Here is a 13,693-nt window from a genome sequence, read left to right as displayed (position 1 = left end):
TTGTGCCATTATCGGGCCGATCGGTGTGGTCCGGCGACCCGTTTGATACGGCCAATCGAGAGGCCTAGAGTCAAAACGAGGAGCGCATGGCGCGGTCCTCGGCGCGGCAGGCAAGTCAGCACCAACTATTGCGGACCGCGTCGGAAGGGGAAAGGCGGGCGGTTTCGCCCGCAGCGGGGAGAAGCGGCATGGACGGCTTGAAGACCCTGATTCACTTTCACTCGAACTACTCCTACGACAGCAATATCTCGCTGGAATCGCTCGTGGCGTTTGCGGAGCGCGAGAATTTCGGCTGCCTGGCCCTGACCGATCATGACAACCTGGAGGGAGCCCTGCGGCTGCGGGAGATGACCTCAATGAAGGTCATCGTGGGCGAGGAGATTACGACCCGGGACGGCGACGTCATCGGCCTGTTTCTGGAGGAGTTCATCCGGCCGGGTATGAGCGCCCGGGACACAGCCCTGGCCATCCGCGAACAGGGCGGGCTCGTGCTCCTGCCGCATCCGTTCACCCGGGCTTTCGGCGTGGGGGTGGGGGCGAAGGCGTTTGATATGCTTGACCTCATCGACGCGGTGGAAGTGAACAATGGGCAACACGTCACGTCGGGCCCGGATCGCAAGGCACGACGCTTCGCCAAATCGTTCGATTTCGCCCAATTCGTGGGTGCGGATAGCCACATGACACACAGCATCGCGCCGTGCTACCAGATCATGCGCGATTTTGACGGGCCGGCCGATTTTGTTGACGCGCTTCGCGGCGCGACGTTGCACCCCGGCCGGCACCCATTCTCCTATTTTGCCGCAACGGCGTACCGGATTGCCTGCCAGCAGTTGGGGCTGACGCTTCCGGGCGGATACGGCATCCGCTCGAAGAGCGCGTCGGTAGAGGTCTCCGCGCCGGCCGCCGCGTCCCAGGCGGCGCTGCAACCCGTCCGGGCGTGAATCCCGGACTTCGCGTCCGCCGATCTCGTGCCGGCGGCCTTTTCGTCCACCAAGACAAAGCAGCCCCGATTCGTCAAGGCGAAGCGCCTGCGACGCATCGGGGCTTTTCGTTGCACAAGAGCGGAGCGGTTGCGCGCCGCGGACGACGCGCGCTCCGGCAGTACGTTGCCTGTCCTAGATCCAGGGATAGGGGACGCAGTTCTTTGCGTGATGGCGATCGGCCTCACACTGATTCGGGTAGATCTTCCCATTGTCGCAGATCACCGGGGCGTAGATCTGCGGGCATGGCTGGGGGCGGGCCTCGGCTCGCAGGGCCATGAGACCGAAACCACCCGCTGCGACAACAAGCGACAACAACAGCGTTGAACCCAGACGCTTCATGAGATGCTCCTTTGTGATATGGCCCTTTCCTTCTCCATGGCGGCGCAGAACGCACCACCGTAACATGGGCAGCCATTGTGCCGCGGCGCGGTACAAACTTCAAGTCCCCCGCCAGTCTGGTTGCCGCTGCCCGTCGCCCTTGATGTACAAAGGGGTTAGGATTCGCGTGCAAACGCCTTTGCGGTGTGGCGAGAGTCGCCGGCCCGGGCTCGGGGCGGGTCCAGGGAATTGGCACGCACAAGAAGCGAGTTGACCTGCGATGAAAAAACTGGTTGTGCCGGCAATCGTGGTTCTGGCCGGGATCGCGGCGTGGTTTCTGCTTGCGGGTAGGAATTCGCCGAAGCGGAGCGTGGAGGTTCGCGGGACCATAACGTTCGTTGACGCGGCGGCGGGCATCGGATCGATCGAGTATCGATCCCCACAGACGGGCGAAGCGGTGGAAGTCAGTGCGCGAGTGGGCCCCGGCGTAGCGATCACGTTGAATGGCGCACCGGCGAAGCTGGGCGACCTGCGTCCCGGGGACGAGGCTGTCGTCAAGGCCGAGATTCAGCGGCAGCGCACGGAAGCGGGGAAGACTCGGGAGATCACGGCCACGAACATCGAGGCCATGCGCTCCACACCGGAGACGGCCAAGTCCGGTTCGGAATTGGACACGAAATGACTCGGGCAGATCGCAGAAAATTCGCGGCAGGGCACCGGTTCCTTGTCTGGCAGCGATCCGGCCGGATCGTCGCGCTCCTTGTGCTGGGCGCGCTGTCTTCCGGATGCCGCGAGCGTGGAGGGGAACTCGCGTCCGTGCCGGTGGTTCAGATGGTTACGCCGGACGGATTCACGCTCGTGGTGGAATCGGGCAAGCCGGACATGATCGTGGCGGAATTGGTCGATGCGACGGGCAAGGCGTCGTCGCGAGCGAGTGTCGCCGAGCAGGACGGCCGGCTCGTTGCCCTGGCGTTTTCCGAGTTGGAGCCGGATACGTCCTATCGCTACGCGCTACGCGAGGGCGACAAGGAGCTGGCTTCGGAAGCCGTTCGAACCGCGCCACTGGGGCAACGCGATTTCCGATTCCTCGCATTTGGCGATAGCGGCACAGGGGATTCGGAGCAATATCGGCTGGCCAAGCTCATGCCGCCGCTGAAGCCGGACCTGGTCGTCCATGTTGGTGACCTCATTTATCCCGACGGCGAGGCCAAGGACTACGCGCGCAAGTTCAATGTGCCCTATGCGGGGTTGATTCGTCGCGCGCCCTTTTACCCCGTCATCGGGAACCACGATTATCGAACGGCGCAGGGCGAGCCTCTACTCGATTACTTCGTGCTGCCGCGGAACGGGCCGTCGTCGCAGAAACCGGAGCAGCATTACTATTTCGACTACGGCGAAGTGCGCTTCGTGGGAATCGACACGGATGTTTCCGGGGACGTCATCCGCGATGAAATAGGACCGTGGCTCGATCGTGTGTTGGAGGAACACACCGGGAAGTGGAAGGTCGTCTTTTTCCACCACCCGATGTATACCCACGCATTTTATGCTTCGGCACACCGGATCCGCTCGGTGTTTCAGCCGATATTCGAGGCTCGCGGCGTCGACCTCGTGTTGCAGGGGCACAACCATCTTTATGAGCGCACGTATCCCCTGCTTGTCAATCGGGTCATGCCCGAAGGCGGCGGTGTTGTCTACGTGACCACCGGAGGAGGCGGCGGTGAGCTCTATCCTGCAAAGAAGGAGGCCGATCCGCAATTCGCCCGGCAGTACGACGAGAAGCACAGCTTCACGGTTGTCGATGTGCGGGCGGACGAGATGGCGTTACGGCAGATCGACACCGACGGCAAGACCGTCGATCAGTTCAAGGTTCTGGATTACAGTCCAACTCCGGTGTCCAGTACTCCGTGACCGTATCCCGGGCTGACGGGATGTATCTTCCCACGCTCCAGGAAGAAGGAATCTCCCCGCGATGGATCGACTCAAGGCGTGGTTGCTGATTGTGGTTCTCTGGGCGGGGATCTTCCTGCCGGACCTTGGGTCGTTGGAGCTTCGGGGCGAGGAAGGCCGTCGCGTCCGGCCGGGTATCGCGATGCTCCAGTCCGGTAACTGGATCGTACCCTATCTGAGCGGCCGGCCGTATCTGAATAAGCCTCCCGGAATCAACTGGTTGACCGGCGCTTCGATCGGGCTCTTCGGCGAGCGGTCGGAGTTTGCGGCGCGATTTCCCTCTCCTGTGTTCATCCTGCTCTTCGTCTCAATCGTGATCCTGGTGCCCAATCGAGCGATGGACTTGACGGAGAGACTGTTGCTCGCGTTGTTGTACCTGACCATGTTGAGCACGGTGGACAAGGGTCGGCAGATCGAGATCGAAGCGGTGTACGTCGCGCAGATCGGCATGGCGGCCTACTGGTGGATGCGCGGATACCTCGGGGGGTATTCGCCGTGGTCGATGTGGCTGGGGTCCGCGGCTTTCCTGGCACTGGCCATGCTGACGAAGGGTCCCCTCTTCGGAGTGGTGATCTTCTACGCGATGGTGTTCTTCGTTTTGTTGGCCCGGCGGGAACTCAAGCGGCTGTTCCGCCTTCCGCATATCTGCGGTGTGGTGTTGTGGATGGGGCTATTCCTGCTTTGGCTCTGGCTGGCGAAGCAACAGGTACCCGCCTCGAAGATTGCCTCGACGTATGCGGAGCAGGCGGGATTCGTCCTTCTCGGGCCGGAGTTCGCGTGGGAGAAGCGTGGCGAAGTCATCTGGCGGTCTCTCCAGAGCCTGCTGCCCTGGCTCGTATTGGCTCCGCTGCTGTGGAAGCGGTCGGTGTTGGAGGCGATGTCGCCGGAGCAGGCAGCCTGCGTACGCGGACTTCGAAACGCCGTGGTGGTGTGCGTGTTGCTGGTGATCGTCATACCGGGCTCGGTGGCGCGGTATTCCATGCCGGTGGTTCCATTGTATTGCATGGCCCTGACCGCGGCTCTGCGGGCCGATGATCGCCTCACCATCGGAAAGGACGCACGTCGACTCGTAGCCGTCATCGCCGTTTGTATTCCGATCATCACCGTGGTCATGGCTTTCGTCGCCGGGTTCAACGCGAAGGTCATCTGCATGCTGATTCTGGGCGTGGGCGCGGCCGCGGTGTTTGGAGCACAGCGTATTGCGCTCAACAATTCCCTTCGGGCGGTTGGCGCATTGTCCGTGTTGATCATGCTCGGGGCGATGAACTGGGCAATCTTCACGCCGATGCTTCGAGAGGGAAAGGAGAGCCGGCACATCTGGGGAGAAGCGATCAACGAGCGTGTTCCAGAAGGCGCGACGATCTACGCGTTCGATCCGGGCAACCAGATTTTTCTATTCTACGTTCGCGAACCGGTGACATACATCGTGGAGCCTGAGCAGATTGACCGGGACGTTCGCTATCTGCTGGTGGGAGACGCGGAGTACCAGAAGGCCGGTCTCGAGGATTATCTGCGGGGGCGCCAACAGGAGGAACTCTTGCCGTTCGAGTATCGTGACCGCGGGCATTATCGTCTCATTCGGCTTGAATAGTGGAAACAGCGGAGACGGATGCAGATGAAGTGAGACGATTGCGCACGACGCGCGGGATTCGGAGGATTGTCCTCGATCAGATTGGGTGAGGTCGCCGACGTTTCTTGGCCGTGACGAGCCGGGCGGTTACAATCGGATTGGATGTGATCGTTTGAAGCAGTCGCTGCGGCTTGCGGGCGGTGGCTGAAGCGGGGGGGTGTAGCTCAGCGGTAGAGCAACGGCCTTTTAAGCCGTAGGTCTTGGGTTCGATCCCCAACACCCTCAGTCTTGCAGGTGAAGGTCCGCCGCGGATATTGAGAGCTGGCCGACGTTACAGGCGACATGGTCGGCCGGAGAGTAACTGGTTCTGGCCCCGGCACTTGCGCGACATCGGTTCGAGCGCGACAGTCTACGGTGATGGCATCGTTGCGCAAGGCGAACGGTGCTCGACGCACATCCTTGGGTATTGTCCTCAAGACGGCACGATCCCCATGCGCACGAGTTGGCCGCTTTTGTTGATGATCCAGATGCGCCCGCATTGCGCGCACTCCAGAATAGCCAGTTTTCGCGAAAGGAAGACCACGTCCGCAAAGAAGAGTCTGCATTTGCAGTCATTTGCGGAATCGGCTCCGTTCCCATTTGGAATTGTTGCAACCTTCATGTGTTCGGATCGTTGTGGATGCATAGCGCCATGTATCGCAACGGGCCCTTTGCCAATCATGCAGCGTGTCAGTCATGCGAACTGTGGTAAGATCAATGTTCTCTTTGGGTTCGCGAAGTTGCCCGTAATGCCTCAAGGCTCTGCTTCACGCCGAATCGAGCCTGATGAAGCGCAAGGGCGAACGTTCGAGAGAACATAACGCATTGGAACGACAGCAGGGGTCATCCCTAACAGGTTGGCTGGCACGACGAATCAGGTCGGGCCCACAAGATGGCGTGGCGGAGAAGAGCAGAATCGACGAATGGCTGTGGGAATCGCTGCGCGAAGTTCTTCAGAATTCTGATCTTTTCGGTGTGCGAAGGATATTACGGCGATCAGTCATCATGCTTACAGGCCGGGCGCAATTCCTGGCGAAGATGGTCCAGGAGCCACTGGGGTCTGACGACCTCGGCATCCTGGCCAAATCCCTTGATCGAGCGAAGGAACTCGACCACATTGGCCAGTCGAAACAGGGCCAACAGGTCGTCCTTGTTGCCGGTGGTCCGCTCGAACAGCGTTAAGTTGGCGTCAGCCCTGGCCGGCTGTTGGCTTTTGTGCCAGACGCGTTCCTTGATCGAACAACCTTCCGCCGCGCCCTTTCGGCCAACATGATGAGAAGCAGAGCGGTGCGAACTGGCGCGCCGCCGATCGCAGTCCAGAATGACGCGGGCGCCGAATTGGGCCATCCGAGGGGTCCGGAGTGGCAGGGGAGCGGAAAAACGCTCGAAAGACTGGCGCGCGCCCTGCGGACCTTTTCCGGGTGGAGCGAGTTTGGTGAAAGACTCGCTGTATTTCCCATATTAACAACCGGCGTTATACGCACCACGAGAATTCAGGCCATGTTCAGATAAGTAGCGGATTAATAATGCTTTAGGAATCTCCAAGGCCCGGTGACCGAGCGGGCGGGGTTGACGAAGCTAACGGCCAGGCTATACTCTCGTCCTGAACGATTTGAACGTTTTTCAGTCTTGGGTATGCCTCAAGGGCCCGTCGTCATTCAGGGAATTCTGAAGTACTTGAAAGGTGGTGCTCGGCCGCCGGACACGTGGCGGCTGGAGTGTTCATCGACGGTGGCGGAATGGGGCGACAGGATTTCCCTACCTGAACGGAATGTCAGCATGCGCATGCGAGCCTCAATCCACTCCATCATCGGCTGGGTCGATTCCCGCGAGCTCAATGCTGCTGTGCACGATCCACGTCGTCAGGTCACCGATCCGGTCCGCTGGATCCCCTACGTCGCTCTGCACGCCGGATGTCTCGGTGTGTTATGGGTCGGTTGGAGCTGGACGGCTCTGTCGGTCGCCATCGCCCTGTATCTGCTCCGGATGTTCGCGATTACCGGTTTCTATCACCGTTACTTCTCCCATCGGGCGTTCGCGACTTCGCGGTGGGCGCAGTTCGTATTTGCCGTCTGGGGCAATGCGGCGGCGCAGCGCGGTCCGATCTGGTGGGCGAGTCATCATCGGCAGCATCATCAACACTCCGACAGGGAAGAGGATGCCCATTCCCCGGCGCAGCACGGATTCTGGTGGAGCCATCTGGGCTGGCTTACGGCCCGCGACAACCTCGCGATCAACAGTCGCTATGTGCGCGACCTACTGCGGTATCCAGAGCTGCGTTTCCTTGACCGATTCGACTTCCTGGTTCCATCCGCGCTCGCGGTCGCCCTGTTCCTGGCGGGCACCGTACTTCATCGCGTGGTCCCGCACCTGGGTACAGACGGTCCGCAGATGCTCGTCTGGGGCTTCTTTGTTTCCACGGTGGTCCTGCTCCACGGCACGTGCACCATCAACTCCCTCGCCCATCTATTCGGCTCGCGACGCTACGAGACCAAAGACGACAGCCGCAACAATTTCCTGCTTGCGCTGCTGACACTCGGTGAAGGTTGGCACAATAACCACCACCGTTGCCCGTGGGCGGCGCAGCAGGGGTTCTACTGGTGGGAGATCGACATCACGTATTACGGACTCCGGTTGCTGGAGACCCTGGGGCTGATCTGGAACCTGAAGCGGGTCAGCGCAGGCGTGCGCTCGGTGACCATGCGTGCGTCGTGCGAATCGAGGAGCGGGTGATGCGCATCGCCGTCGTGGGTACGGGTATCTCGGGCATGGTCGCCGCATATCTGCTACACGATGACCACGATCTGACCGTTTTCGAGGCGGGCGATTATATCGGCGGCCATACACACACCGTCACGGTGGACGATCCCACGGGTCCGACCAACGTGGACACGGGGTTTATCGTCTACAACGAGTGGACGTATCCGAACTTCTGCAAGTTGCTCGATCATCTGAACGTGGCCACCCAGCCGAGCAACATGAGCTTCAGTGTTCGGGACGAGGCCGCTAATCTGGAATACAAGGGCGACAACCTCAACACGCTGTTCGCCCAGCGCAGTAACCTGCTCCGCCTCAATCATTACCGTATGATCTACGACATCCTGCGGTTCTACCGACAGTCCCGCAAACTTCTCGGCAGCGGGGACCACGAGACGACGCTCGGGGAATTCGTCCGTGCCCAGCGGTACTCAGCGGCGTTCGTCGAGCGCCACCTCATTCCCATGGGCGCGGCGATCTGGTCGGCCGACCCACGGCAGTTTTATGATTTCCCCATTGGATATTTCGTGCGGTTCTGTCACAACCACGGGATGCTCAATGTCCTTCATCGACCGCAATGGCGGGCGATTCGCGGCGGTTCCGTCCAGTACGTGAACAAGCTTGCCGGTCCCTATCGCGACCGTATCCGCTTACGGACACCGGTCAGCGCCGTTCGCCGATTGCCAACGCACGTGGAGGTCACCTCCTCTCGATACGGCGTCGAACGGTTCGACCACGTCATTCTCGCCACGCACAGCGATCAGGCCCTGCGGCTTCTGGCCGACCCCAGCCGCGTGGAGCGTGAAATCCTCGGAACCATGCTTTACCAGCGCAATGACGTCGACCTGCACACGGACATTCGTCTTCTGCCCAAGCGGAAGCGAGCGTGGGCGAGCTGGAACTACCACATTCCTGAGCGGCGGCAATCCGCGGCGACCATGACCTACAACATGAATATGCTCCAGTCCCTGCATACGCAGCACACCTACTGCGTGACGCTCAATGACAAGGATCGGGTCAGCGCCGACCGGCGGCTGCGTCAATTGGTCTACGAGCATCCCGTCTACACGACGCGCAGCGTGGCCGCCCAGCGCCGGCATGCGGAAATCAGCGGCGTCAATCGCACACACTATTGCGGCGCCTACTGGGGCTATGGGTTTCACGAAGACGGGGTCAACAGCGCCCTGGCGGTGTGCCGGTCCTTCGGGAAGGAGTTGTAACGTGCGCAGTGCGATTTACGAAGGCCGCGTACGTCACCGTCGTTATTCCCCGGTCGAGCACGCTTTTCAACACCGGGTCTTCATGATGTACCTGGATCTGGACGAGCTTCCGACATTGTTTCGGCGCCATCCATTGTGGTCCTGCGAAGGAAGGGCCCCGGCCCGGTTCCGGCGCCGCGATCACCTGAAAAACCATGCACCGGCCGACCGGGATCTTCGGGAAGCCGTGATGGACCTCGTTGCCGAACAAACTGGAACGCGCCCCGCCGGGCCGGTTCGCCTGCTTACCCACCTCGAGTATTTCCGCTACCGGTTCAATCCCGTGAGTTTCTATTTCTGTTTTGACGCCGCGGACCAACGGGTGGAGACGATTATTGCGGAGATCAACAACACGCCCTGGGGCGAGCAGCATTGCTATGTCCTGCCGACCCGCGCCGATGCGCGCGGGGGTGGTGTCAAGCGATTCCAGTTCGACAAGACCTTTCACGTCTCGCCGTTCATGGGCATGGATACAAGGTACACGTGGCTTTTCACCGAACCGTCTGCGCAGCTCAGCATCCACATGGAAAACGCGCGGAACGGTGAGAAATACTTTGATGCCAGTATGACGCTGCGCAGGCGGGAGATTTCGGGCGCGGCCTTGAACCTCGTCCTGCTGAAATACCCGCTGATGACGCTACGGGTGATCGCGGCGATTCACTGGCAGGCGCTTCGACTGTGGCTGAAGCGCTGTCCGTATCATCCTCATCCTTCCACGCTCGCGGAGGGAGGGCCGAGGGCCGAGTCATGCTGACAGAATCAACCATTCCCAGCGCCCGGGCTCGTGGGCGGGAGTTTCGCCCCGGTTGGCTCGACCGAATCGCCAGACGCCTGGTGTTCGGGGCATTGGAGGCCATGCGGGAGGGATCGATCGAGGTCTACGACGGCAGCGCTTGTCGGCGTTTCGGCGATCCAGGCGCCCCCGAGGAGCTTCGCGCCGACGTTGCGATCGACGATGCACGTTTCTACCGGGCGCTGCTTTTGGGCGGAACGCTCGGCGCTGCGGAAGCATACGTCGACGGCTTGTGGCGCACAAAAGAGCTCACTGCGCTCATCCGCCTGCTGCTGCGTAACGAAAGCGCTTTCCGAGATTTAAACGGGCCATTGACCCGGTTGTCGGCCCTCAGGCAGCGCCTGGGGCACGCCCTTCGCCGGAACACGAAGGCCGGAAGCCGGAGGAACATTGCCGCGCATTATGACCTCAGCAACGATTTCTACGGGCTCTTTCTCGACGAGACGATGACCTACTCGTGCGGCATTTTCGAGCGTCCGAAGAGCACGCTGCGTGACGCGTCGATTGCCAAGCTGGATCGGATCTGCCGCAAGTTGCAACTCGCGCCTCACGACCACGTTGTCGAAATCGGATCGGGCTGGGGCAGCTTCGCGGTGCATGCGGCGAAGCGCTATGGCTGCCGCGTGACAACCACGACGATCTCCGTTCAGCAGTACGAATTTGCCCGGCAGAGGATCGCGGCAGCGGGGCTCGACGATCGCGTCAAGGTCCTGCTGCGAGATTACCGTGATCTTAAGGGGCATTACGACAAACTTGTCTCCATCGAAATGATCGAGGCCGTCGGCTGGCAGTATTTCGACACGTTCTTCAAGACTTGCAGCGAACTGCTCAAGCCCGATGGCGCCGCCTGTATTCAGGTGATCACCATGGCGGATCGCTATTATGAGGATGCGAAGCGATCGGTGGACTTCATCAAAAAGTACATCTTTCCCGGGAGCTGCATTCCCTCGATCGGGGCGATGACCCGCTCCCTCGCCCGGGCGACGGATCTGACCGTCGCTCACCTTGAGGATATCACTCCGCATTACGCTCAGACCTTGCGCAGTTGGTACGATCGATTTCGCGAAGAGTTGCCCAAAATCCACGGGCTTGGATTCTCCCCGGAGTTCATCCGAATGTGGGAGTTCTACCTCTGTTACTGTGAGGCGGGATTCCACGAACGCACCATCGGCAACGTTCAGATGATGCTGGTCAAGCCACGTTTTCGAGGCGAGTTGCCCATGGGCACGATCGCGGGGGCGAACCTGCCATGAGTCGCATTGCGGCGAATCTCCTCGGTTTTCAAACGGCGTGGTGGGCTTGCGTTCTCAGCGCCCGGTCCGACAGGGCATGGATTGGAATCTGCATCGCGCTGGTTGCGTTCACCGTTCATCTCGCGGTCTCCCCGATGCGGCGAGTCGATTGGTGGTTCGTTCCCCTCGCGGCCGGAGTGGGTTACGCGGCGGACAACATCGCGACGCGATTCGGTGCACTGGAATTCCCGGTGGCGGAATCCGTCATGTTTCCGGCTCCACTATGGGTCGGGGCACTCTGGCTGGCGTTTGCGACAACGTTGAACACATCGTTTGCCTGGTTGAAGGCGCGTCCTGGATTGGCTGCCGTGGTGGGCGCTATCAGCGGACCGCTTTCGTATGCTGCCGGGAGCGCCCTCGGCGTGGTCACTCTGCCAAGTCCCGCATGGAGCGCTCTGGTGCTCGCCGTGGCTTGGGGCGCAACGTTGCCTGGGATCATGCTGATCGCCACGAGGTGTGTCATGCACACGCGACCGTCAGTTGTTCGTCACGTGAAGGTTGCGGGAGGAGCACCATGAGCCCGTGGCTGATCCACCTCGGGAGCGGGCTGCTCGCCGCCGGCGTGATGATGTTCGTGCTCTGGCTCGTTCAGCGGCGAACGCACAATGCGGGCATCGTCGACGTGGGCTGGACTTTCGGGATCGGTGTGCTCGTGGTCGCGCTGGCGTTTGTGACTCCGGGTGATCCCATCCGACGGGCGACTGTTGCGGCGATAACCGCGTTCTGGTCGCTGCGGCTCGGGACGCATCTCGTGCGGCGCGTGGGCCGCGAGCCTGAAGACGGTCGCTACCGAAATTTGCGGGAGTGGGCGGCACCCAAGGAGCAGTCCGTGCTGCTGATGTTCTTCCTTCTCCAGGCGACCTGGGTCGTTCTGTTCGCCGTTCCGCAGTACGTGGCCATGTACAACGCCGCGCCATTGGGCCTGCAGGACGCTGCAGCGATGCTCCTTTTCGCCGTATCGATTACGGGAGAGGGGATTGCGGACCGCCAGCTGGCTCGCTTCCGGAACGATCCTGCCCATCAGGGGGAGGTATGCCGTTCGGGTCTGTGGCGCTACTCTCGACATCCGAACTACTTCTTTGAGTGGCTGCACTGGTTTGCGTACCCCTTGCTGGCAGTTGGCGTGGGACCGGCAGCTTGGATCACGCTGCTCGGGCCGATGCTGATGCTTGTCTTCCTGCTGAAGATTACCGGCATTCCCCCGACCGAGCAGCGAGCGCTCCAAAGTCGTGGGGAGCGCTATCGCGAATACCAGCGCACCACCAGCGCCTTTTTCCCCTGGTTCCCCAAGGAGGCTGCCTCGTGAGCTTTCCCGGTTTGGCAACGGCGATTGGCCTAGTCGAGCGCGGCTGGGTTCCCGACGGAGTCGTCCGCTCGGGGATCCGCGCGGTCATTCGTAGCGGGTTGAGGGAGCGCGGCCGCTACGGTGGGACCGAGCAGCAGGAGGCGCACCGGCGGCTACTGGCGGAGATGGCTGCGGCGCCTATTGCGCTGAACGCGGACGCCGCCAACGCCCAGCACTACGAAGTACCCGCGGCTTTCTTCGGGCTCGTGCTGGGGCCGCATCGTAAGTACAGCGGATGTTACTGGCCCGAAGGGGTCAACCATCTGGGGGAAGCCGAGGCGGCTTCGCTTCGTGTGACCTGCGAACATGCCGAGCTGCAGGATGGACAAGATATCCTCGAGCTTGGTTGCGGCTGGGGTTCGCTTTCCCTGTGGATGGCAGAGAATTATCCTCAGAGCCACATCACGGCCGTTTCCAATTCCCATTCGCAGCGGACGTTCATCGAGGAACAGTGTCGAATCCGAAACCTGACCAACCTCCGTGTCATCACCGCCGACATCAACGACTTCGACACGGACGACCGTTTCGACCGTATCGTTTCCGTGGAGATGTTCGAGCACATGCGGAACTACGAGAGGCTGATGGGTCGGATCGCCGACTGGCTGAGGGAGGACGGCAAGCTATTCGTGCACATTTTCGTTCACGGCCGGTGCGCGTACCTCTTTGAGACAGTCGGTCCGGCGAACTGGCTGGGGCGCTATTTCTTCACGGGCGGCATGATGCCCGCTGACGATCTTCTGCCCCGGTTTCAGCGAGACCTGCTGCTCGAGCATCAATGGCGGCAGGATGGTACGCACTACCGCAAGACGGCCGAAGCATGGTTGGCAAACCTCGACGCCCAGCGGTCCGCGGTGCTCGAGCTGTTTGAACGCGTCTATGGGCCGCACGAGAAACAACGCTGGATGCGTCGCTGGCGCGTTTTCTTTCTATCGTGTGCCGAGTTGTTCGGATACGCGGATGGAATGGAATGGTGGGTATCACACTACCGATTCGTGAAGCGACACCGCCCAGCCACCGCGGACGGAGGACCCCATGAAACTGTCAGGCCTTGAGACGCGCTTTCTGGCGGGAGCGGGAGCAATTCTGGCCCTGACGCTGGCGGGTGGCATCGTCTGGGCTTCGATGGCCTCAACTCTCTCCGCAGGGCTCTCCCATCTTGCCGCCGATCGTTGGGGCGTCGTCACCTTGGTGGATGTCTACGCCGGAGCATTTGTGGTCGCTGCGTGGATGTGGAATGTGGAACGCCGGCTCTCGACGTGGTTGCCCTGGTGCGTTGCCCTTCTTTGCCTGGGGCACCTCGTTTCCGTCGCCTATCTGGTCGTACGTGCGTTGCGAGCGGCGACGCTCCAAGACATATTCTCCGGCCGCTGCGGTCAACCATCTTGAAGCG

Annotated in this window: 15 protein-coding genes and 1 tRNA gene; 13 read left to right on the top strand and 3 right to left on the bottom strand. The window is 61.1% G+C overall.

What is annotated here, in order from left to right; genetic code table 11:
* Nucleotides 1–188 precede the first annotated feature (188 nt).
* Nucleotides 189–941, top strand: coding sequence for a PHP domain-containing protein (locus J5J06_01500; protein ID MCO6435744.1), 753 nt, complete (start codon nucleotides 189–191; stop codon nucleotides 939–941).
* 174 nt (nucleotides 942–1,115) lie between these two features.
* Here the strand turns inward: J5J06_01500 and J5J06_01495 are convergent, their stop codons facing one another.
* On the bottom strand, nucleotides 1,116–1,322 hold the full coding sequence (locus J5J06_01495; protein MCO6435743.1) for a hypothetical protein: 207 nt from the start codon (nucleotides 1,320–1,322) through the stop codon (nucleotides 1,116–1,118).
* Between the two features lie 259 nt (nucleotides 1,323–1,581).
* On the opposite strand from J5J06_01495, the gene J5J06_01490 reads away from it, so the two are divergent.
* From J5J06_01490 to J5J06_01475, 4 genes are all read left to right on the top strand, one after another.
* Nucleotides 1,582–1,983, top strand: a complete 402-nt coding sequence (locus J5J06_01490) for a hypothetical protein (protein ID MCO6435742.1) — start codon at nucleotides 1,582–1,584, stop codon at nucleotides 1,981–1,983.
* The gene (locus tag J5J06_01485; protein ID MCO6435741.1) at nucleotides 1,980–3,209 is read left to right on the top strand and encodes a metallophosphoesterase; all 1,230 of its coding nucleotides are present in this window, start codon (nucleotides 1,980–1,982) and stop codon (nucleotides 3,207–3,209) included. The genes J5J06_01490 and J5J06_01485 overlap by 4 nt, the downstream gene beginning before the upstream one ends.
* A 61-nt stretch (nucleotides 3,210–3,270) precedes the next feature.
* Nucleotides 3,271–4,839, top strand: coding sequence for a glycosyltransferase family 39 protein (locus tag J5J06_01480; protein MCO6435740.1), 1,569 nt, complete (start codon nucleotides 3,271–3,273; stop codon nucleotides 4,837–4,839).
* A 192-nt stretch (nucleotides 4,840–5,031) separates the two neighbouring features.
* Nucleotides 5,032–5,103, top strand: a tRNA-Lys gene (locus tag J5J06_01475).
* Between the two features lie 187 nt (nucleotides 5,104–5,290).
* On the opposite strand, the gene J5J06_01470 is transcribed toward J5J06_01475, so the two are convergent.
* Complete coding sequence (locus tag J5J06_01470) at nucleotides 5,291–5,479, bottom strand: hypothetical protein (GenBank protein ID MCO6435739.1); 189 nt, start codon at nucleotides 5,477–5,479, stop codon at nucleotides 5,291–5,293.
* A 374-nt stretch (nucleotides 5,480–5,853) separates the two neighbouring features.
* Nucleotides 5,854–6,204 (bottom strand): hypothetical protein, encoded by a 351-nt coding sequence (locus tag J5J06_01465; protein MCO6435738.1) that lies wholly within the window; start codon nucleotides 6,202–6,204, stop codon nucleotides 5,854–5,856.
* A 432-nt stretch (nucleotides 6,205–6,636) separates the two neighbouring features.
* On the opposite strand from J5J06_01465, the gene J5J06_01460 reads away from it, so the two are divergent.
* The 8 genes from J5J06_01460 to J5J06_01425 are packed head-to-tail and all read left to right on the top strand — an operon-like array spanning nucleotide 6,637 to nucleotide 13,689.
* Nucleotides 6,637–7,590, top strand: coding sequence for an acyl-CoA desaturase (locus J5J06_01460; protein ID MCO6435737.1), 954 nt, complete (start codon nucleotides 6,637–6,639; stop codon nucleotides 7,588–7,590).
* Nucleotides 7,590–8,834: an FAD-dependent oxidoreductase gene (locus J5J06_01455; protein MCO6435736.1), complete on the top strand. Its 1,245-nt coding sequence runs from the start codon at nucleotides 7,590–7,592 to the stop codon at nucleotides 8,832–8,834. Before J5J06_01460 ends, J5J06_01455 begins: the two co-directional genes overlap by 1 nt.
* Nucleotides 8,767–9,627, top strand: coding sequence for a DUF1365 domain-containing protein (locus J5J06_01450; GenBank protein ID MCO6435735.1), 861 nt, complete (start codon nucleotides 8,767–8,769; stop codon nucleotides 9,625–9,627). The genes J5J06_01455 and J5J06_01450 overlap by 68 nt, the downstream gene beginning before the upstream one ends.
* On the top strand, nucleotides 9,621–10,919 hold the full coding sequence (locus J5J06_01445; GenBank protein ID MCO6435734.1) for a class I SAM-dependent methyltransferase: 1,299 nt from the start codon (nucleotides 9,621–9,623) through the stop codon (nucleotides 10,917–10,919). Before J5J06_01450 ends, J5J06_01445 begins: the two co-directional genes overlap by 7 nt.
* Nucleotides 10,916–11,476 carry a DUF2878 domain-containing protein gene (locus tag J5J06_01440; GenBank protein MCO6435733.1) on the top strand — a complete coding sequence of 187 codons (561 nt, stop codon included), beginning with the start codon at nucleotides 10,916–10,918 and terminating at the stop codon, nucleotides 11,474–11,476. Before J5J06_01445 ends, J5J06_01440 begins: the two co-directional genes overlap by 4 nt.
* A complete protein-coding gene (locus J5J06_01435) occupies nucleotides 11,473–12,264 on the top strand; it encodes a DUF1295 domain-containing protein (protein MCO6435732.1) in 792 nt (263 codons plus the stop codon). The genes J5J06_01440 and J5J06_01435 overlap by 4 nt, the downstream gene beginning before the upstream one ends.
* Entirely contained in the window at nucleotides 12,261–13,355 is a 1,095-nt protein-coding gene (locus tag J5J06_01430; protein ID MCO6435731.1) for a class I SAM-dependent methyltransferase, read from the top strand. The genes J5J06_01435 and J5J06_01430 overlap by 4 nt, the downstream gene beginning before the upstream one ends.
* Nucleotides 13,336–13,689 (top strand): DUF1475 family protein, encoded by a 354-nt coding sequence (locus tag J5J06_01425; protein MCO6435730.1) that lies wholly within the window; start codon nucleotides 13,336–13,338, stop codon nucleotides 13,687–13,689. Before J5J06_01430 ends, J5J06_01425 begins: the two co-directional genes overlap by 20 nt.
* Nucleotides 13,690–13,693: the final 4 nt, after the last annotated feature.

Source organism: Phycisphaerae bacterium (assembly GCA_024102815.1).
In the GTDB taxonomy this organism is placed as follows: domain Bacteria; phylum Planctomycetota; class Phycisphaerae; order UBA1845; family UBA1845; genus JAGFJJ01.
Note: the sequence above shows the minus strand (reverse complement) of the source record. Positions and strands in the feature narration are given on the sequence as shown.

Excerpts from the sequence above, each read along its gene's own strand:
- J5J06_01500 (MCO6435744.1), top strand. The coding sequence starts at position 189 with ATGGACGGCTTGAAGACCCTGATTCACTTTCACTCGAACTACTCCTAC.
- J5J06_01495 (MCO6435743.1), bottom strand. The coding sequence starts at position 1,322 with ATGAAGCGTCTGGGTTCAACGCTGTTGTTGTCGCTTGTTGTCGCAGCG.
- J5J06_01490 (MCO6435742.1), top strand. The coding sequence starts at position 1,582 with ATGAAAAAACTGGTTGTGCCGGCAATCGTGGTTCTGGCCGGGATCGCG.
- J5J06_01485 (MCO6435741.1), top strand. The coding sequence starts at position 1,980 with ATGACTCGGGCAGATCGCAGAAAATTCGCGGCAGGGCACCGGTTCCTT.
- J5J06_01480 (MCO6435740.1), top strand. The coding sequence starts at position 3,271 with ATGGATCGACTCAAGGCGTGGTTGCTGATTGTGGTTCTCTGGGCGGGG.
- J5J06_01470 (MCO6435739.1), bottom strand. The coding sequence starts at position 5,479 with ATGAAGGTTGCAACAATTCCAAATGGGAACGGAGCCGATTCCGCAAAT.
- J5J06_01465 (MCO6435738.1), bottom strand. The coding sequence starts at position 6,204 with ATGGCCCAATTCGGCGCCCGCGTCATTCTGGACTGCGATCGGCGGCGC.
- J5J06_01460 (MCO6435737.1), top strand. The coding sequence starts at position 6,637 with ATGCGCATGCGAGCCTCAATCCACTCCATCATCGGCTGGGTCGATTCC.
- J5J06_01455 (MCO6435736.1), top strand. The coding sequence starts at position 7,590 with ATGCGCATCGCCGTCGTGGGTACGGGTATCTCGGGCATGGTCGCCGCA.
- J5J06_01450 (MCO6435735.1), top strand. The coding sequence starts at position 8,767 with ATGGGTTTCACGAAGACGGGGTCAACAGCGCCCTGGCGGTGTGCCGGT.
- J5J06_01445 (MCO6435734.1), top strand. The coding sequence starts at position 9,621 with ATGCTGACAGAATCAACCATTCCCAGCGCCCGGGCTCGTGGGCGGGAG.
- J5J06_01440 (MCO6435733.1), top strand. The coding sequence starts at position 10,916 with ATGAGTCGCATTGCGGCGAATCTCCTCGGTTTTCAAACGGCGTGGTGG.
- J5J06_01435 (MCO6435732.1), top strand. The coding sequence starts at position 11,473 with ATGAGCCCGTGGCTGATCCACCTCGGGAGCGGGCTGCTCGCCGCCGGC.
- J5J06_01425 (MCO6435730.1), top strand. The coding sequence starts at position 13,336 with ATGAAACTGTCAGGCCTTGAGACGCGCTTTCTGGCGGGAGCGGGAGCA.